At 40.3% G+C, this 15,967-nt stretch carries 18 protein-coding genes and 1 other RNA gene; 5 read left to right on the top strand and 14 right to left on the bottom strand.

What is annotated here, in order from left to right; translation table 11 throughout:
- Nucleotides 1–33: 33 nt before the first annotated feature.
- Nucleotides 34–636 carry a DNA alkylation repair protein gene (locus OLM56_RS09900; RefSeq protein ID WP_264526846.1) on the top strand — a complete coding sequence of 201 codons (603 nt, stop codon included), beginning with the start codon at nucleotides 34–36 and terminating at the stop codon, nucleotides 634–636.
- Nucleotides 637–937: 301 nt separating this feature from the next.
- On the opposite strand, the gene OLM56_RS09905 is transcribed toward OLM56_RS09900, so the two are convergent.
- The 3 genes from OLM56_RS09905 to OLM56_RS09915 all read right to left on the bottom strand — a co-directional run bounded on the left by OLM56_RS09905 (nucleotide 938) and on the right by OLM56_RS09915 (nucleotide 4,197).
- Nucleotides 938–1,765, bottom strand: a complete 828-nt coding sequence (locus tag OLM56_RS09905) for a toxin-antitoxin system YwqK family antitoxin (RefSeq protein ID WP_264526847.1) — start codon at nucleotides 1,763–1,765, stop codon at nucleotides 938–940.
- A gap of 757 nt (nucleotides 1,766–2,522) precedes the next feature.
- Nucleotides 2,523–2,920: a transfer-messenger RNA gene (gene ssrA, locus OLM56_RS09910) on the bottom strand.
- An 80-nt stretch (nucleotides 2,921–3,000) separates the two neighbouring features.
- Nucleotides 3,001–4,197 (bottom strand): serine hydrolase domain-containing protein, encoded by a 1,197-nt coding sequence (locus OLM56_RS09915; protein WP_264526848.1) that lies wholly within the window; start codon nucleotides 4,195–4,197, stop codon nucleotides 3,001–3,003.
- Between the two features lie 309 nt (nucleotides 4,198–4,506).
- Here OLM56_RS09915 and OLM56_RS09920 point away from each other — a divergent pair, with 309 nt between their 5' ends.
- Together OLM56_RS09920 and OLM56_RS09925 are read left to right on the top strand one after the other, a co-directional pair.
- Nucleotides 4,507–5,709 (top strand): NAD(P)-dependent oxidoreductase, encoded by a 1,203-nt coding sequence (locus OLM56_RS09920; protein ID WP_264526849.1) that lies wholly within the window; start codon nucleotides 4,507–4,509, stop codon nucleotides 5,707–5,709.
- 91 nt (nucleotides 5,710–5,800) lie between these two features.
- Entirely contained in the window at nucleotides 5,801–6,193 is a 393-nt protein-coding gene (locus tag OLM56_RS09925) for a hypothetical protein (RefSeq protein WP_264526850.1), read from the top strand.
- A 69-nt stretch (nucleotides 6,194–6,262) separates the two neighbouring features.
- Here the strand turns inward: OLM56_RS09925 and OLM56_RS09930 are convergent, their stop codons facing one another.
- From OLM56_RS09930 to OLM56_RS09965, 8 genes are all read right to left on the bottom strand, one after another.
- Nucleotides 6,263–6,688, bottom strand: a complete 426-nt coding sequence (locus tag OLM56_RS09930; RefSeq protein WP_264526851.1) for a cytochrome c oxidase assembly factor Coa1 family protein — start codon at nucleotides 6,686–6,688, stop codon at nucleotides 6,263–6,265.
- Between the two features lie 2 nt (nucleotides 6,689–6,690).
- The gene (locus OLM56_RS09935; RefSeq protein WP_264526852.1) at nucleotides 6,691–7,146 is read right to left on the bottom strand and encodes a ubiquinone biosynthesis protein COQ4; all 456 of its coding nucleotides are present in this window, start codon (nucleotides 7,144–7,146) and stop codon (nucleotides 6,691–6,693) included.
- A 62-nt stretch (nucleotides 7,147–7,208) separates the two neighbouring features.
- Nucleotides 7,209–7,505 carry a winged helix-turn-helix domain-containing protein gene (locus OLM56_RS09940; protein ID WP_121376599.1) on the bottom strand — a complete coding sequence of 99 codons (297 nt, stop codon included), beginning with the start codon at nucleotides 7,503–7,505 and terminating at the stop codon, nucleotides 7,209–7,211.
- 82 nt (nucleotides 7,506–7,587) lie between these two features.
- Nucleotides 7,588–8,211 (bottom strand): hypothetical protein, encoded by a 624-nt coding sequence (locus OLM56_RS09945; protein WP_264526853.1) that lies wholly within the window; start codon nucleotides 8,209–8,211, stop codon nucleotides 7,588–7,590.
- Nucleotides 8,212–8,310: 99 nt separating this feature from the next.
- Nucleotides 8,311–9,156, bottom strand: coding sequence for a hypothetical protein (locus tag OLM56_RS09950; RefSeq protein ID WP_121376597.1), 846 nt, complete (start codon nucleotides 9,154–9,156; stop codon nucleotides 8,311–8,313).
- 35 nt (nucleotides 9,157–9,191) lie between these two features.
- Nucleotides 9,192–10,010, bottom strand: coding sequence for a 3-deoxy-8-phosphooctulonate synthase (gene kdsA, locus OLM56_RS09955; protein ID WP_264526854.1), 819 nt, complete (start codon nucleotides 10,008–10,010; stop codon nucleotides 9,192–9,194).
- Between the two features lie 225 nt (nucleotides 10,011–10,235).
- A complete protein-coding gene (locus tag OLM56_RS09960; protein WP_264526855.1) occupies nucleotides 10,236–10,697 on the bottom strand; it encodes a 2-dehydro-3-deoxyphosphooctonate aldolase in 462 nt (153 codons plus the stop codon).
- Nucleotides 10,698–11,168, bottom strand: a complete 471-nt coding sequence (locus tag OLM56_RS09965; protein WP_182493787.1) for a DUF4199 domain-containing protein — start codon at nucleotides 11,166–11,168, stop codon at nucleotides 10,698–10,700.
- Between the two features lie 121 nt (nucleotides 11,169–11,289).
- Between OLM56_RS09965 and OLM56_RS09970 the strand changes: the two genes are divergently transcribed.
- Nucleotides 11,290–11,847 carry a YeeE/YedE family protein gene (locus OLM56_RS09970; protein ID WP_264526856.1) on the top strand — a complete coding sequence of 186 codons (558 nt, stop codon included), beginning with the start codon at nucleotides 11,290–11,292 and terminating at the stop codon, nucleotides 11,845–11,847.
- Nucleotides 11,848–11,951: 104 nt separating this feature from the next.
- On the top strand, nucleotides 11,952–12,365 hold the full coding sequence (locus OLM56_RS09975) for a DUF6691 family protein (protein ID WP_264526857.1): 414 nt from the start codon (nucleotides 11,952–11,954) through the stop codon (nucleotides 12,363–12,365).
- Here OLM56_RS09975 and OLM56_RS09980 read toward each other — a convergent pair.
- The 3 genes from OLM56_RS09980 to OLM56_RS09990 all read right to left on the bottom strand — a co-directional run bounded on the left by OLM56_RS09980 (nucleotide 12,342) and on the right by OLM56_RS09990 (nucleotide 15,967).
- Complete coding sequence (locus OLM56_RS09980) at nucleotides 12,342–12,521, bottom strand: hypothetical protein (RefSeq protein ID WP_264526858.1); 180 nt, start codon at nucleotides 12,519–12,521, stop codon at nucleotides 12,342–12,344. The genes OLM56_RS09975 and OLM56_RS09980 overlap by 24 nt on opposite strands.
- A 56-nt stretch (nucleotides 12,522–12,577) precedes the next feature.
- Entirely contained in the window at nucleotides 12,578–14,428 is a 1,851-nt protein-coding gene (locus tag OLM56_RS09985) for a monovalent cation:proton antiporter-2 (CPA2) family protein (protein ID WP_264526859.1), read from the bottom strand.
- Between the two features lie 123 nt (nucleotides 14,429–14,551).
- On the bottom strand, nucleotides 14,552–15,967 hold the full coding sequence (locus OLM56_RS09990) for an efflux transporter outer membrane subunit (protein ID WP_264526860.1): 1,416 nt from the start codon (nucleotides 15,965–15,967) through the stop codon (nucleotides 14,552–14,554).

Genomic DNA, 15,967 nt, shown 5'->3' on the forward strand with positions numbered 1-15,967 from the left:
TAGAACGCCAAGGCCAAAAGCTCAACAACATAAATGATGAAAGAACTTATCGAAGAAATAAAAGAAATTGAACACGGATTCAAGCATATCGTCAAATGCGGTGATATCATATTGGCCGACAAGGAAGAAAAGCATTTTGATCTTGCGATAAAATTTCTATCTGACGAGAGCTATCAGGTAAGGATGCTGGCAACTTATCTCTTGGGAAAGCTTTCAACCGACAATTCCCAAGCTCTCGAGCTTCTTGAAACAAAAGTTGCAGACGACAAAAACTGGCGCGTGCAAGAAATGCTGGCCAAAGCTTTTGACTACTATTGCAATTCGATTGGCTACGAAAAGTGTCTGGCCACAATAAGGAGGTGGATCGCAGACGAAAACCCAAATATAAGGAGAGCTGTTACGGAAGGGCTTCGTATTTGGACAAGCCGACCTTATTTTAAGGAAAATCCAGTAGCCGCCATTCAGCTTATAAGTAAAAATAAATCAGACGAGAGCGAATACCTTCGTAAATCGGTGGGCAACGCCCTACGGGATATCGGCAAAAAGCATAAAGATGAAGTGCTTGACGAAATTTCAAGGTGGGACCTAGCGGATAAAAAGACGGCATTCACATATAAGCTGGCAAAAGGAAAATGAATAATTAGTGGGAGGACGATCCAGAATACCCTGACCAATTCGACTATTTAACTCAACTTCAGTGTCTTTAAATATTGTTACAAGAGAGATTTTTTCTTTCTCTTATAAAGAGAGAAACTTCTCAAGCTAGGGAGGATGAGAATTGCTTTGAACTCTTAATTCAATTTTTACAGGTTTAAATCAGATTTTGAAATAAAAATTTAGGTAATGCCGATCAGACAATTCTGCAGCTTTTGCCTTTATGGGGAGGGGAGCTAATACCTTAACTTTTTGTAGCAAATATGGTAGCAACTCCATTTTATTAAAAAGTTGTTTCTTCAGATATTGTTCCGTCTTCTTTATACCAAACAAAAAGCCCTTTTTTACTTCCGTTTACAAAAGTTCCTTCCTTTTCAATTTTTCCATTTTGATAATAGAAGATCTCTTTACCATTTTTTTTACCATCAGCATATTCGCAAGTATATCTTAATTGTCCGTCTTCGTACCATTCCGATAACAAGTCCACTTTTTTATCATTTACATACTTTGCTTCATATTTCTTTTTGCCATTTTCATAGTATTCAAGTCTATCACCATGTTCTTTTCCGTTTTTATAGTTTTCAACGCTTTTTATTTTTCCACCGCTATAAAACCAAGTCCATGTGCTATCACGAACACCATGATTGTAAAATTGAATTGTTGTTGGTTCTTCTACTGAAAAACCTTCATAGTGAACTATTTTTCCGTGAAGTTCTCCTTTTGCGTCATAGAAACACTCTTTCTTTTTATGATTTGGTCGCCAATATTCTGTATAGTCTCCAAATAGCTTGTCGTTTTTGTAGGTGCCTTTTGTTTTAATGTATTCCGTTTCGCCTCTTTTGGTCCACTCAATAAAATCACCATTTAAAAGTCCTTTCAAATAATTTCGTTCGCTCAATAACTCATCATCCCAACCCTTTTCTATAAATTTACCCGTAAAAGGAGTCTTTTCATCGTCAATATAAGCGAGCGAAACTTTGTCATTAGGTCCTTTGTACCCATGAATACTATGTCCGTTTTGTGGCGTTTTAATTACTATTCTTACATTGTCTTGTGCGTTTGTAGTAAAAACTACCATTGCAGTCAGAATGACTAAAAATATTTTATTCATAGTTCTTTATTCTTATTAAACTTTTTCTGAATGTAAAATTAAATAAGATATATATACAAATCAACAATATAAAATACGCAGCTATTAAGAATTTAATGATAAATGCGTTAATCATACGTTCAAATCTTTTGTGTTTTGTATTGATTTTAATCAAAAGCTCCCTGCGCCATAACAAATCTGTAAATCTGTGCAACTTAGGAATACCTGATCTGTTCATGAACATTAGAACAAAAAGTTAATCTACATACCTTTTGACTACGACAAATAAGCTAGCCTTCTGCTGAAAAAACCATAACTCTTTGACCCTCATTCGTAAAAAAAATGCTTGTCCGCATTATCTTTTGATAACCAAATGCTTATGAAGTACATCGCGATTGGCGGAGAGGGATTAATCAAATTTGTTTTTCCAGACAACAAAGATTTTATATTCGGCGGTGTATTTTTCCTGATCTTTTCCATTTCTTAAAGATTTTAGAAATGTTATTTACTATAGACTTAGGATAGCAGATCATTCTTTTTTATTGTGATGGACTCTTGTTAAAAGATTTTTGCCTTAGCTTTTTGTGGCAAATTAGGTAGCAACTCCAGTATTGCTGTGCCATGAATGTGCCACAAACTTTTTGTGCACTTTTATAAATTCTGTTTGTTGCCGATTAAAAACGACGAAGCCCGCAACTGTAAGAATTGCAGGCTTCATGGGTATTTAAAGAAGTTTTTTACTAAAACCAAACGACTTCGTCATTTGATTTAAAGTACAAAGTGGAGTCGGGGAGAGTCGAACTCCCGTCCAAACAAGCAACCAAAAGGCTTTCTACACGTTTATTCCCTGATTGGATTTTCGTCATTGAGCAAGGCCAGGAACAGCCACACAATGCTTATCTTCTTAGTTGTCAAAACAGCCCCGAAGCTTGACTGTTTCTAGGTTTATTTTTACGGTTCTCCTTTTAAGAACGCCACAAACCAAGGCTTTCAAGGAGAATCTAGCTTTCCTGCCTTGCAGGAACTAGGCAAATCGTACTATAATTCGGATTAAGCAGCTAAAGCGTAATTATTTTCGCCGTGTAAAAGTGTTAGGACCATTTAGTAACGAGAATTGTCCCAGTTCTCGACGTGCTTACTTTTCAATTCGACTTGCTGTCAAAACCAGTCGACCCCAATATGTTTAAGAACTCTGCTATAAAGCAAAAACTATACCGCAAAAGTAGTCCAAATAAATCGAATTTGCAATGGACAGGCTAATTTGCGACGTCGTCTTTGTCAAGCTTGATAGGGTAGGTGCCGAAAAGAGGCGCCAGCTTCCAGATTTTGTAGGTCTTTAATGTGTATTTGTTTGAAATGGCAAACATGGCCACGGTATCTTTTTTGAGCTTTACATACGATGAAGTATTTCCGTGCCACCATCCGTTATGGTAAAAAAGCTGCTCTCCCGTTTCCCATTCCAGCATGCGAATGCCGAGGCCGTAGTTTTTGGTTCCCCTATGCTCATAGCTGTATCCTTTAAAGGCCTCGCTGACCAAAACTGAATTAAGAAATTTATCGGAATAAGTTGCCATGTCAAATTTTAGCAGGTCTCTTGGGGTGGAATAGATATTCTTATCGCCATAGACATCATCCAGATGGTTCATCTCGTATAAGACTTTATTGCCTTTATAGGAAAGGCTTGAGGTTTCCTTATCTTTAGCATAATCGTAGACATAGGTATTTTTCATGCCCAGCGGCTCAAAAATCATTTCCTGCATGGCATTGCGGTAATTCTTGCCTGTTACCTTTTCAATGACCAGCGCCAAGATGGCATAATTGGTATTGCAATAGCCAAACTTTCTGTCCGGCTTAAAGTACAATCCAAATTTATGCTGCGCCAATAGATCCAGAATGTCTTGGTTGTGAAGCATCTTTGAACGATTCCAGATTTTAGTATAGTCTGCAAAATAAGCATAGTTCGGCAAGCCGCTTCTGTGGTTCAAAAGCATCTTGATGGTAATTTCATCATAAGGAAATGTAGGCAATATGCTATTGACTTTGTCTTCAAGATTTAGTTTTTCCCTGTCGATAAGTCTCAAGATGGCAGTTGCCGTGAGGACCTTTGATACTGAAGCAATATGGAGCGGGGTGTTGGCATCAATGCTTTCTCCTTTTGAAAAATTAGACTTGCCTTCGTACTTTTCGAAAATCACCTGTCCGTTTTTAGCAACGAGAAAGCCGCCGTTCATAGAATTATTGGGCCAGTTCTTTTCGTAAAATTTCTCTAAGCTCTCCTGTTTTGAAGATACATAACTAGGCAGGAGTTTTTTAGATTTTATGGTATAAGGTGAAAGTGCATCTGTAGTATTTTCGGTAAGGTCATTAGAAGCAATCTGTTTTTCCTTTTCTTGGCATGACGTTAAAAGTAAAGCCGAAACAAGGAAGGAGTATATATATTTTGAAAAAGTCATTTTAATTCGGTGGTTGAATAGCAAATATAGAAAAAGCGACAAACTATGTTTCTACTTTAACAAAATAAAATAAAAGTTATTGTACGGTATCCCTCCTTTAACATTTTAGGAAGAAAAACTAAAAAAATGCAGCATTATTTCTACGTAAATGTCTTGCAGGGCTTTTGAGTTAATGTTATATTTGGAACAAATTATATCGTTGTAGTTATAACAAATCGTTCAATGCTATGATTTTGTTAAAATATTGCGATACTTTTAATCATCTCGCGATAAAATTAAAGACCACCCTTTACTTTTTTAAAAACTAATATGAAATTCGGAATTATTAAGGAAAGAAAAAACCCGCCTGACAGGAGGGTTGTATTTACACCAGAAGAAGCATCAAGATTGCTTAAGGAACATCCAGAAGCACAGCTAAAAGTCGAAAGCTCTGATATCAGGGTATTTACGGACGAAGAATACAAATCACTGGGACTAGAGGTTACAGAGGATATCTCTGATTGCGACGTGCTTTTTGGAGTAAAAGAAGTTCCTGTAGAGTGGCTGATTCCAAACAAAAAATATTTTTTCTTTTCGCATACCATCAAAAAACAGCCTCATAACAGAAAACTTTTGCAGGCAATCCTAGAAAAAAAAATCGATTTATACGATCACGAGACCATAGTAGATGCCAATTATAAAAGGCTTATTGGTTTTGGAAGATATGCCGGAATCGTAGGAGCTTACAACGGAATGAGAGCGTTTGGAATCAAATTCGAATTGTTTAATCTTCCGAAAGCGGAAACATTATCGAGCAAAGATGACTTGATTGCTCGATTGAGAAGACAGACGCTGCCGCCCATCAAGATTGTGCTGACAGGTCACGGAAAAGTAGGTATGGGCGCTAAAGAAATCCTTGACGGGATGAAAATAAAACAGGTTACCCCAGAACATTTCCTGTCTAAAAATTATTCTGGACCGGTCTATACGCAAATAGATGTTTTGGATTATAATAAACGAATAGACGGTAAGCTTCTTGATAAAGAAGATTTTTATGCCAATCCGCAAGACTATACTTCCGATTTCGAACGCTTTTCGCAAGTAGCAGATATCTTCATGGCCGGCCACTTTTATGGCAATGGCGCTCCCGTAATCTTATCGCGAGAAATGCTCAATTCAAAAGACAATAAAATTAAGGTTATAGCCGATATTTCTTGTGATGTTGATGGTCCTATTGCGGCAACGATCAAAGCTTCTACAATAGCAGACCCTTTGTTCGGTTATCTTCCGAGCGAACATAAAGAAGTGGATGTGTTCCATCCGGCTGCTATCGTAGTCATGTCGGTTGACAATCTGCCGTGCGAACTGCCTAAAGATGCTAGCGAAGGATTTGGAGAGATGTTCATGGAGCATGTTATTCCTGCTTTTTTCAATGGCGATAAGGACGGAATATTACAGCGTGCCAAAATGACGGAAAACGGAAAACTCACCGAAAGATTCAAATACCTACAGCCGTTTGTTGACGGAGAATAAAAAATGGCCTCGAAGTATCGGGGCTTTTTTTGTAGGTGATTTGTTCGTTTTTTAGCAAACCTATATCTACCTTTATAAAAAAATAAGTATCATGAAAAGAACATTTGTAAAATTAGTTGTGCTTGGAGCGGCTATAGCTGTAGCGGCCTGTAATTCAAATAAAAAAGCTGCTGTAAAAGAAGACGGTACCGAAGTCGTGAAAATCAGAACTCCTGATGCTACAGAAGCTGGAAAAGAAGAAGAAAAAGTAGAAACCGTTGCTGTTCAAGGAAAAGTCGGCGAAATTAACAAGGGAAAAGACGGCTATACGGCTATCCTGACCACTGATGACGGCAAAATTTATTATGCCACAATCAGCATACCGAATCTAAAAGACCCGAAACAATACCGTTCTGTCCAGATTGGCGAAACCATCAAGGTCAAAGGCGATTCTTGGAAAATGGAAGACGATAATTATATTACGGTTCGTGAATTAGAAAAGTAAAATACTTAATTACTATTCCGGCGACATTGGTTTATTTTGACCTTACAGTCGTTGGAATAGTTATTTTAACTACTCTTTGACCATTATTATCTGAGTTGATTTCTCAATTCGGACTTTAATCATCTCGTAAACCCATTCTGAATTTACTTTTTGGGCAGCAATATCCATCCTTCCTCTTTTCTTTTTTCCTCTTATCCGCACGGTGGCAAAAACAGATTTGTTGTTATTGGAATATTTGGTGCTTCCTTCTAAAATTGCCAGATTATCTAAAGGCCCGATTTCTCCAAGAATTTGGATGACTTCTTCATTGTTATTTGCTTGGTCTATTGCATTGGTGTAAAGCGTCGTATCGTTATAGGCTTGTGCCATATCTTTAAAGTTGCCCTGAGTTATGGCATACGCTAGAATCAGGCTTGCCAAAATAAAAGCGAGCAAGGAAACAAACCATTTCCAATTTCTCTTCCACCAGTTTTCTTTAGTTATTTCGTTATCCATGATTATATGATTTTAAATGTGTTACGTATTGTATTTAAAGGAATATTTAGCATTTTGGAATAGTCAAGACTATGGAATATCAAGGCATTCTTTCCTCTTTGGTATTGGCTTTTGAAGTAGCTGATTTTGGCAGGGTAGAAGAGGGTTCCGGTTACTAGCACCATATACAAATAAAAGCTGCGTTTGCCGTTACCGTATAAAAAATACTGCATGCCAATTTCTTCCGGAACTGAAACGCCCGTATTGGTCAGTACATGGAATACGTCATGATTTTCTAATTTCGGCTGGATTTCGAAATTGTATTTCAACAGAAAACAGCCAAGATGAAATCCTAGAGATTCTTCAGGCAGTTGCAGCAGTTCCTTTTGGCTGATTGTCCAAGGTTCACTTTTTTTAAAGAACTTTTGGTAAGGCTTTTTGCTTATTTCATAAAGCTTTTCGATAAATAAATCTCTCATAGCGCAGTATTTGTATTTTTTAAAGTACTTTGTTTTTCAAAGTGAAAAGATAAAAAAAAGCATCAGCTTTTTTGGATCAATTTTTCAAGAGCATCGATATGCTCCTTAAAGGCTTTTTTTCCCTCCTTGGTAGCAATATATCTTGTGTTTGGTTTTTTTCCGATGAATTGTTTTTCTATGGAAATATAATTTTCAGATTCCAATGCTTTGGTATGGCTCGCCAGATTACCGTCAGTGACACCCAAAAGCTCTTTCAGCATATTGAAATCGGCAGATTCGTTTACCATAAGAATAGACATAATTCCGAGTCTGATCCTATGGTCAAAAGCTTTGTTGATATTTTGGATGATGTTTTTCAAGTTATAATTGTGAGCAGTTTAACTATTTCTGTGCTTTTCTGAGGCGGGCCAAAGATACTATTTGTAAAGTTTAAATATAATTTTAATTTTTTTCGTATTTGAAATACATCATCGATCCGTAAAAAATATGGCAAATACCGAATCCTAAGGCCCAGAAAAACAATCCATAACCTATAAAATAAGAGGAAGCTAGGCCAATGATAATCAGCGTAATTCCTAAATAGCGGACATCGCCTAAAGTGTATTTGCTGGCATTTACGCAAGCCAGTCCGTAAAAAATCAACGTTAATGGCGCTACATAGCCATAGATTTCTTTTTCAATAAGGAATAATATAAAAAAACCACCAGTCGCCAACGGAATAGCAAAGTTGATGATTAGTCTTTTTGAGGAAGCATCCCAGACTTTTTCGTTTTCTTTTTTTGCTTTCTTGATGCTCAGCATAATTCCGGTAAGCAGGGAGAACAGTATTACGATAAATGCGATTGCAAAAAGCCTTTTCATGGCATCTTCTGTAAGGACTAAATTTTTATAGGAACCTACATTATTCGAATCGGTGTATATCGTTTGATAGGCAAGCCAGGCTCCGATTAAACAATAAACTCCGGCTAAAATTCCTGATAAGCCGCTTAACGAAAGAAATCGAGAAGAACGATTCATCATGTTCTTGATTTCTGTAATGTCATTAAGATATTTGTTTGTCTCCATATAAAGTACTTTGAGTAACAAAGTAAAGTAAATAAAATGTAATAGCAAAAAAAATCCCTCGAAATTTTCGAGGGATCTTAAATTATTTTTTCAAAATGCTTACAGCCTGAAAATACCGCCTACAGTAATGATTCTTTGGAAGAATCCGAAATGTTGCGATGCGCTGTCAGCATTGCTAGAAGTGGTCTTGATGTCTTGCATGTCGATATAGCCTCCTTTTAGTTCGCCTTGGATATAAAAGTGCTTGAAGAATGTCAAGTTGAGTCCTACTTGTGCAGAAAGTCCGTATCCAGAAACATGGAAATCGTCGTGACGCTGCTTACTCAACAGGGTTGCGTTGGTTTTAGGGTATAAAAACCCGCCGCCGACACCTTCTGTCAAATTAATCTGGAATTTGTCTGTGTTTGGAAGGTGGAAAAATCTTGAGATATCGTCAACACGGTTAATTTGTGCGTGCACGTAGTTTAGTCCGTCTGTATGTTCGAATTTCAAAAAGTCTTCTGACATTACGGTCGGTCTGTTATCGTAGATACCGTTGTGGATTGATCCTGCTTCCGATTCGGGAAGGTTGATTTCTCCATTTACATTGGCAGTTTGGCCTTGTGTCATTACATATTTCATGTGATCAACACCGATAGAAACGTTGTAATGGTCGCTGATAAAATACCCAATTCTCAAGTTGGTTTGAGGAATGGTCATTCTTGCAGGGTTCAAATAATCAAGATGATACCCTTTTGGCTTGTCGTGTGCTTTCACGTCGTTGACTGTGAAATTGTAGCCATCGCCTTTAAAAGTAATGTCTGATTTTGTGTAAGATTCTCTGTTGCCACCCCAAGAGATAAAGAATTTTCCTTTGTTGTGAGCAGTGTATTTTTCAGGACTTGTTGCCAGTTCTTGGGCAAAGGTGTACTGTGAAAAAGCACAAAAAAAAGTTAGTACACCCATTAGGAATGGATGTTTCAAAATGAGGGATATTAATATTAAAAATTATTTACGGTTTTTCTGATGGCTACTAATTTTGTCATGAGTCCTTCAAAATATTTCAGGTCTAGCATGTTAGCGCCATCGCTTTTTGCGTTTGCTGGATCGAAATGGGTTTCGATAAAGATTCCGTCAACGCCTACGGCAATTCCAGCTTTTGCAACGGTTTCGATCATGTCTGGTCTTCCTCCGGTCACACCTGCTGATTGGTTTGGCTGCTGTAGCGAATGGGTTACGTCCAATACTGTCGTAGCGTATTGCTGCATGGTCGGGATACCGCGGTAGTCTACAATCATGTCTTGGTAGCCAAACATGGTTCCTCTGTCGGTTACCATTACTTTTTGGTTGTTGCAATCCAATACTTTCTGTACGGCATGTTTCATGCTTTCAGGGCTCATGAATTGTCCTTTTTTAAGGTTTACGGTTTTTCCTGTATTAGCGGCGGCAACGACTAAATCGGTTTGGCGTACTAAAAAGGCAGGAATCTGAAGCACATCTACAAATTCTGCTGCCATGGCGGCGTCTTCGTTAGTGTGGATGTCTGTAACTGTCGGAACGTCAAAAGTCTCGGAAACTTTTCTTAGAATTTTTAGGGCTTTTTCATCGCCGATTCCAGAGAAACTGTCTATTCTGGAACGGTTTGCTTTTTTGAAGGAGCCTTTAAATACGTAAGGGATTTCTAATTTGTTTGTGACTTCAACTAATCTTTCGGCAATTCGAAGGGCCATTTCTTCGCCTTCGATGGCACAAGGTCCTGCTAAAAGAAAAAAGTTATTGCTGTCTAGGTGCTTTATTTTTGGGATATCTTGTAGATTCATAAGTGTTGTTTTTGAAAGCGCAAATTTACAAATAATATTAATCGAAAGATAAATTCTGTTAAAAGTTTAAGAAGCAAAAAGACAGGGATTTATAGGTAATTTGTTTTGTTGTTTTCTAAATTGAATTTTTTTAGACTTTCTGTTGTATTATAGGGTTTTGAAATAGAATTTTTGAGGCATAAAAAAACACGAACGTACTTTGAGCAGCGTGTTCGTGTTGGTTTGTTATTGGTTTTTCTTGAGCCCAAATCCTTTTGGGACAAAGAGATAGCCTTTTTCGTAGATGTTAAAGTAGAGGCGGATGGGCTTTGCTAGTCCGGGCCATGTGATTTCATAAATGTCTAAGAGTCCGGCGCCCATTTCGTTTCTTTTGGAAGGGAAGGGACAGCAGCTTTCTATTTTTTTATAGCTTATCGTTTCGCCTTTGGGACCTGTGAGGGCATCTAGAAAGCGCTTCGGATTGATGTCTTCGTCGGCAACGCTTTTGTAGAATACGTTGATCGGGTAGTCTTTGTCGTAGCCGTATTTTTTGTCCTTGCTGAATTCGGTTAAAAGGAACCAGCCGTCTTTGGTCAGGATAGGTTCTGGAGCGTTGTCGTCGATGTTTTTGATTGTCGAGCGGGTACTTACGCAGGAAACTGCAAGGATTCCGACGAATAGTGCTAGTATGAAAGATTTGGTTTTCATTTATTTTGTTTTTTTAGTTTGGACAAAATAGGCTACGATAGCCGAAATTACCATGCCTATAGATAACGCAAAAAAGATGCTTTGTATGATATAGCTTTTCAAATTAAAATAGGTTGCCGCGCTGGCTTTGTCTTTTGAGGCTTTTATCATGTTCTCGAAAAATTCAGGAGCAATTAATTCATGCAGTGAAGCTTGTGTCAGCGGCATGAGCAGGGCGATTACAATGGTCATGTAGAGTCCGGTGGCACAGCCTTGTTTCCAGTCCATGCTGCCATTGAAATAATGGGTCTTTTTTTCTTTTAGGGCCAGGGTATAGATGAGCGCTGCAAAAAGGTAAAATAGTAGGGAAGAGAGCATATAAAAGCTCATGTTTTCTCCATAAATACCTAAAGATTTTTCAAGGATGGCCCATGCCAGATAACAGAAAGTGTATCGGATGCCCCATTTGATTTCGATCGCAAATTTTTTCATTGTATGTAGGGTGTAATTCTGCACCAAAATTAAATGTTTATTTTAATTGGGTTCTATTTTAAGGCGGAATATTACGGAAGAGTGGGAGCGAATTGTTATTTTTGCGTAAATATTTTCAGCTATGTATAGTTTTTATGGCACTTGGCCTTGGTATATTTCGGGATTTTTGATTGGGGCTGTGATGCTTCTTTTGATTTATTTCGGTAAGACGTTTGGTATGTCTTCTAATCTTCGTACGCTTTGTTCTATTTCTGGAGCGGGAAAGTTTTCTGATTTTTTTAGGTTTGACTGGAAAGCGCAGCGCTGGAATCTGGTTGTCGTGCTTGGTGCGATGATCGGGGGCTTTATCGCCGTGCATTATTTGAGCGATGGTTCTGGAGTCAACTTGAATCCGGCTACTGTAACGCAATTGAATGGGATGAATATTGATGCGCCTCATGGCAATTTGCTTCCGGAGCTTTTTACTTCTAGCGAGACGATCTTTACACCAAAAATCTTTGGGTTTTTGCTTTTCGGAGGGCTTTTGGTAGGCTTTGGTTCTCGATATGCGGGGGGATGTACTTCGGGTCATGCGATTACGGGGATGAGCAACTTGCAATTGCCTTCTTTGATAGCGGTTATTGGTTTTTTTGTGGGCGGCTTGATAGCGGCGCATTTTTTATTGCCTTTGATTTTTTAAGTTTAATTATATTTTGATCTTTGACCCTGACAGGGTTCCAAACCCTGTCAGGGTCAGAGCGGGAGGTGAAGGGGAAAAGAAAATAATACTATTATATCTGTACGATGAAATTTATAAAATATTTGCTTGTTGGTATCTTGTTTGGGATTGTCTTGACTAAATCGGAGGCGGTTTCTTGGTACCGTATTTATGAGATGTTCCAATTCCAGTCGTTCCATATGTTCGGAATTATTATGACGGCTATTGTGGTGGGTGTTATTGGCATCCAGATATATAAGAGGAATGGTGTTATCGGGCTTGACGGCAAGCCGATACAGATTGCGGATAAGGAAAAGGGCTTTAAGAATTATATCATCGGGGGCACTATCTTCGGATTGGGCTGGGGAATGATCGGTACTTGCCCGGGACCTATCTTTATCTTAATCGGGGCTGGCTTTTACGGAATAGGGATTGTTCTTTTGGGTGCCTTGATCGGAACATTTCTTTATGGCTTGTTAAAAGACAAGCTGCCTCATTAATTTTTGCGGCTGTACATCGATTTTAGAGACAAAATTTATTTCTAAAGGCATGAAAAGAGTTTCTAAAGACGTGAAATGAATTTCTAAAGGCGCGAAAAGAGTTTCTAAAGACATGAAATGAATTTCTAAAGGCGTGAAAAGAGTTTCTAAAGACATGAATGAATTTCTAATTTACTTATATAAAAAAGCCCCAAGGTTTCTTGGGGCTTTTTTTATGTGAGCATTGTTTTTTCTGCGTTTTCTAGCGACATGGCTTCTCGGTCGGCTAGGATGACGCGTTCGAGTTCTTCTATCTTTTCGCGGACGGCGCTGATGTATTCGTCTTGGTTGCGTATGCTGGCGAGGTACTTGAGCGTTTTTTCGTCGTGGGTAAAGAAGGTTTTTGCGGAACGGGTGGCTTCATAGCTGCTGTGTCCTAATAGCTTTAGCACGTCGATGCCGACACGCAGACTGGTATCAAGGGTTTCTCTGTAGATGTGCATGATTCCGGCATTCATCTGGTCGTAGGCGTCGTCGCGGTTTTCGGAGCGTACGAGGATGTAGAGGTTCGGGAAGTGTTTTTTGACCATCTCGATCATCTCCATTCTTTTTTCGCGGTTTCCTATGGCAATGACGATGACTTGGGCTCTTCCGGCTCCGGCAATCTGAAGGAGGTCGTGGCGGGAGGCGTCTCCGTAATAGACCTTGAAGCCTAATTTTCGGAGGAGGTTGACATTGTCGCTGTTGTTGTCGAGTACGGTGGCTTGGATGTTGTTGGCGCGAAGGAAACGTCCGATCGTGTTTCCGAAATGTCCGTAGCCTGCAATGATGACGGGGTTGCTTTCATGGTCTACATCGCTTTCGTCTTCTTCTTCGCTTCCGGTCATGGAGCATTTGGATTTCATCAGTACTTTTTCATTGAACATCATCAGCAGGGGCGTAAAGGCCATGCTAAGGGCTGTTACCGCCATCATCAGGTCTGTTATTTCTTTGCTGAGTATATTTTCTTGGAGGGAGAAGCTTAACAGCACGAAGGCGAATTCGCCAATCTGGCTGAGTCCGAAACTGAAAATAAAGTTCTGGGAGTATCCGACCTTGAAAAATTTGCCTAGGGAATAGAGCACGGTAATCTTGATGGCCATGATACTGGCTACTAATCCTATAATCTGAAAGGGTTTGGAGAGGAGGAGTTCAAAGTCGATGGAGCTTCCTACGGATATGAAGAAGAGTCCTAAGAGGAGTCCTTTGAAAGGGTCGATGGCAATTTCGAGCTGGTGGCGGTATTCGCTGTTGGCGAGCATGACACCTGCTAAAAAGGCTCCTAGGGCGGGGCTGAGTCCGACGGAGGTCATCAGTACGGCAATGCCTACTACGACAAGGAGCGCCATTGCGGTAAACATTTCGTGCATTTTTGTCTTTGCCATGGCGTGGAAGATGGGACGAAGCAGGTATTTTCCGGATAGGACCACGAGGGTTACGGAGGAGAGTACCAAAAGGGCTTGTATCCATTTCGGGAAAGAGTCCATTAGTGTGACATGGGCGGCCACGGTATTGTTCTGTAGGGCTTTATTGGCCAGGAGTGGCAATAGGGCAAGCATGGGAATGATGGCGATGTCTTGGAAGAGCAATACGGCAAAAGAGCTTCGTCCGGCTACGGTTTTCATCCAGCCTTTTTCGTCGAGGGTCTGCATTACGATGGCTGTTGATGACATGGAGATAATCATTCCGAGCACGAGGGCTGTTTTCCAGTCGAATCCGAAGGCCAGGGCGATAGCGGTGAGTGTTATTGTGGTTCCTGCGACTTGGATGCCGCCCATTCCTGCTATTTTTTTTCGCATTCTCCAGAGGCGGTCGGGTTCTAGTTCTAGGCCTATGACGAAGAGCATCATGACAACGCCGAATTCGGCAAAGTGCATGATGTCTTGGCCTTCGGTACCGATGAGGCCTAAAAAGGCGGGTCCTATGATCACTCCGGCAAGCAGGTATCCTAAAACGGAACCGAGGCCGAGTCTTTTGGCAATGGGAACCATGATGACGGCTCCTGCCAGATAGATCATTGCTTGAAAGAAGAAAGTGTCCTGCATATAATTGATTTACTTTATAAAATTAAGCTATTTTAAAAAAGGTATTGGTTTTTAGAAATAAAAAAATCAACTGCCTGACGGGTAAATATCAGGCAATTGATTTAGGGAATTATGAATGGGCTGTTATTTCCAGCCGCCGCCTAGGGAGCGGTAAAGTTCAACGTCTGCCTCAAGGCTAGAGCGTTTTATGGATGCGAGGTCTAATTCGCTTTGCAGCAGATTGCCTTGTGCTACGATAACTTCTAGGTAGGTCGCCATGCCGTTTTTGAACAGCATGTCGGCGTTTTTCACGGCTTTTTGCAGCGTGGCTACACGGCCGGCAACTATGGCTTGTTGTTCTTTTAGTTTTTCGACTTTTACGAGCGCGTCTGAGACTTCGCCTACGGCTACGAGTACGGATTGTCTAAAGTTGATTACGGCTTTTTCTCTTTCTATTTTAGAGATTTCGTATTGGGCTTTTAGTCTTTTTCCGTTCAGCAGGGGCTGTGCAAGGCTTCCGGCCACAGTCCCGAAAAGGGAGGCTGGGGTGTTGAACCAGTTGCTGGCTTCGAAAGAGGTGAGTCCTCCGGAGGCGGTAATGTTCAGGGTAGGATAGAGGCTGGCTTTTGCGATTCCTACTTTTGCGTTGGCGGCTTTTAGGGCCAGCTCGGCATTCTTAACGTCGGGTCTTCTGCTTACTAAAGAGGAGGGAATACCTGCGGCTGCATTTTCTTTTAGGGCAATGGCGCCTAGCGTGGTTTTTCTTTCTTTGGCACTCGGGAAGGTTCCGGTGATCGTGCTCAGGGCGTTTTCTTGAATGGCGATGTTTTGCTCTAGTTCAGGAATTAGCTGTGCGGCTACTGATTGTTGTGCTTCTGCTTGTTGTTTTGCCAATGAGGTTACTTGCCCGGATTCGTACTGCAGGTTGATGACAAACAGGGTACTGTCGTTCAGGGTGAGGTTCTTTTTGGCAATTTCTAATTGGGCGTCGAGCATCAGAAGGTTGTAAAATCCTTTGGAAACATTGGCTACGATGGTGGTCTGCAGGGCTTTTTTGGCTTCTGCGGACTGTAGGTATTCTGCCAAGGCGCTTCGTTTTTGGTTGCGGATCTTGCCCCAGATGTCGGCTTCCCATGATAGGTTCAACGCGGCATTGTAGTCTTCGACGTGCTTTCTTCTCAGGAAAGTGCTGGTGCTTAATCCGTTCAGGCTGTTGTCAGACAGACGGGTGGATGTGGCAGTGGCTTGGAAGTTTACTTTGGGTACGTTGCCCCATTTGGACTGTGTCAATTGCCATTGCGCGGCTTCGATATTTTTTTGGGCTACCAGCAGGTCGTTGTTCCTCACGATGGCGCTGTCGATCAGTTTTTGCAGGGAGGGTTCTGTGAAGAATTCTTTCCAGCTTTGGTCGGCAATGCTCGTGGTGTCTGTAGAAGTGGTATTTCTAAAGTTTTCTGGCAGGGCGTCTTTTGGAGTCTCGACGTCTTTCGAGACTTTACATGCTGTAAGGGTGGTAAGCAGTACCAAGACAGCGACATATTTATTGATGTACTTTTTCAT

It is taken from the genome of Flavobacterium sp. N2550 (assembly GCF_025947265.1).
Lineage (GTDB): Bacteria > Bacteroidota > Bacteroidia > Flavobacteriales > Flavobacteriaceae > Flavobacterium > Flavobacterium endophyticum.

Bases quoted from the DNA above. Each gene is read 5' to 3' on its own strand.
- OLM56_RS09900 (WP_264526846.1), top strand. From the start codon at position 34: ATGATGAAAGAACTTATCGAAGAAATAAAAGAAATTGAACACGGATTC.
- OLM56_RS09905 (WP_264526847.1), bottom strand. From the start codon at position 1,765: ATGAATAAAATATTTTTAGTCATTCTGACTGCAATGGTAGTTTTTACT.
- OLM56_RS09915 (WP_264526848.1), bottom strand. From the start codon at position 4,197: ATGACTTTTTCAAAATATATATACTCCTTCCTTGTTTCGGCTTTACTT.
- OLM56_RS09920 (WP_264526849.1), top strand. From the start codon at position 4,507: ATGAAATTCGGAATTATTAAGGAAAGAAAAAACCCGCCTGACAGGAGG.
- OLM56_RS09925 (WP_264526850.1), top strand. From the start codon at position 5,801: ATGAAAAGAACATTTGTAAAATTAGTTGTGCTTGGAGCGGCTATAGCT.
- OLM56_RS09930 (WP_264526851.1), bottom strand. From the start codon at position 6,688: ATGGATAACGAAATAACTAAAGAAAACTGGTGGAAGAGAAATTGGAAA.
- OLM56_RS09935 (WP_264526852.1), bottom strand. From the start codon at position 7,146: ATGAGAGATTTATTTATCGAAAAGCTTTATGAAATAAGCAAAAAGCCT.
- OLM56_RS09945 (WP_264526853.1), bottom strand. From the start codon at position 8,211: ATGGAGACAAACAAATATCTTAATGACATTACAGAAATCAAGAACATG.
- OLM56_RS09950 (WP_121376597.1), bottom strand. From the start codon at position 9,156: ATGGGTGTACTAACTTTTTTTTGTGCTTTTTCACAGTACACCTTTGCC.
- kdsA (WP_264526854.1), bottom strand. From the start codon at position 10,010: ATGAATCTACAAGATATCCCAAAAATAAAGCACCTAGACAGCAATAAC.
- OLM56_RS09960 (WP_264526855.1), bottom strand. From the start codon at position 10,697: ATGAAAACCAAATCTTTCATACTAGCACTATTCGTCGGAATCCTTGCA.
- OLM56_RS09965 (WP_182493787.1), bottom strand. From the start codon at position 11,168: ATGAAAAAATTTGCGATCGAAATCAAATGGGGCATCCGATACACTTTC.
- OLM56_RS09970 (WP_264526856.1), top strand. From the start codon at position 11,290: ATGTATAGTTTTTATGGCACTTGGCCTTGGTATATTTCGGGATTTTTG.
- OLM56_RS09975 (WP_264526857.1), top strand. From the start codon at position 11,952: ATGAAATTTATAAAATATTTGCTTGTTGGTATCTTGTTTGGGATTGTC.
- OLM56_RS09980 (WP_264526858.1), bottom strand. From the start codon at position 12,521: ATGTCTTTAGAAACTCTTTTCACGCCTTTAGAAATTCATTTCATGTCT.
- OLM56_RS09985 (WP_264526859.1), bottom strand. From the start codon at position 14,428: ATGCAGGACACTTTCTTCTTTCAAGCAATGATCTATCTGGCAGGAGCC.
- OLM56_RS09990 (WP_264526860.1), bottom strand. From the start codon at position 15,967: ATGAAAAAGTACATCAATAAATATGTCGCTGTCTTGGTACTGCTTACC.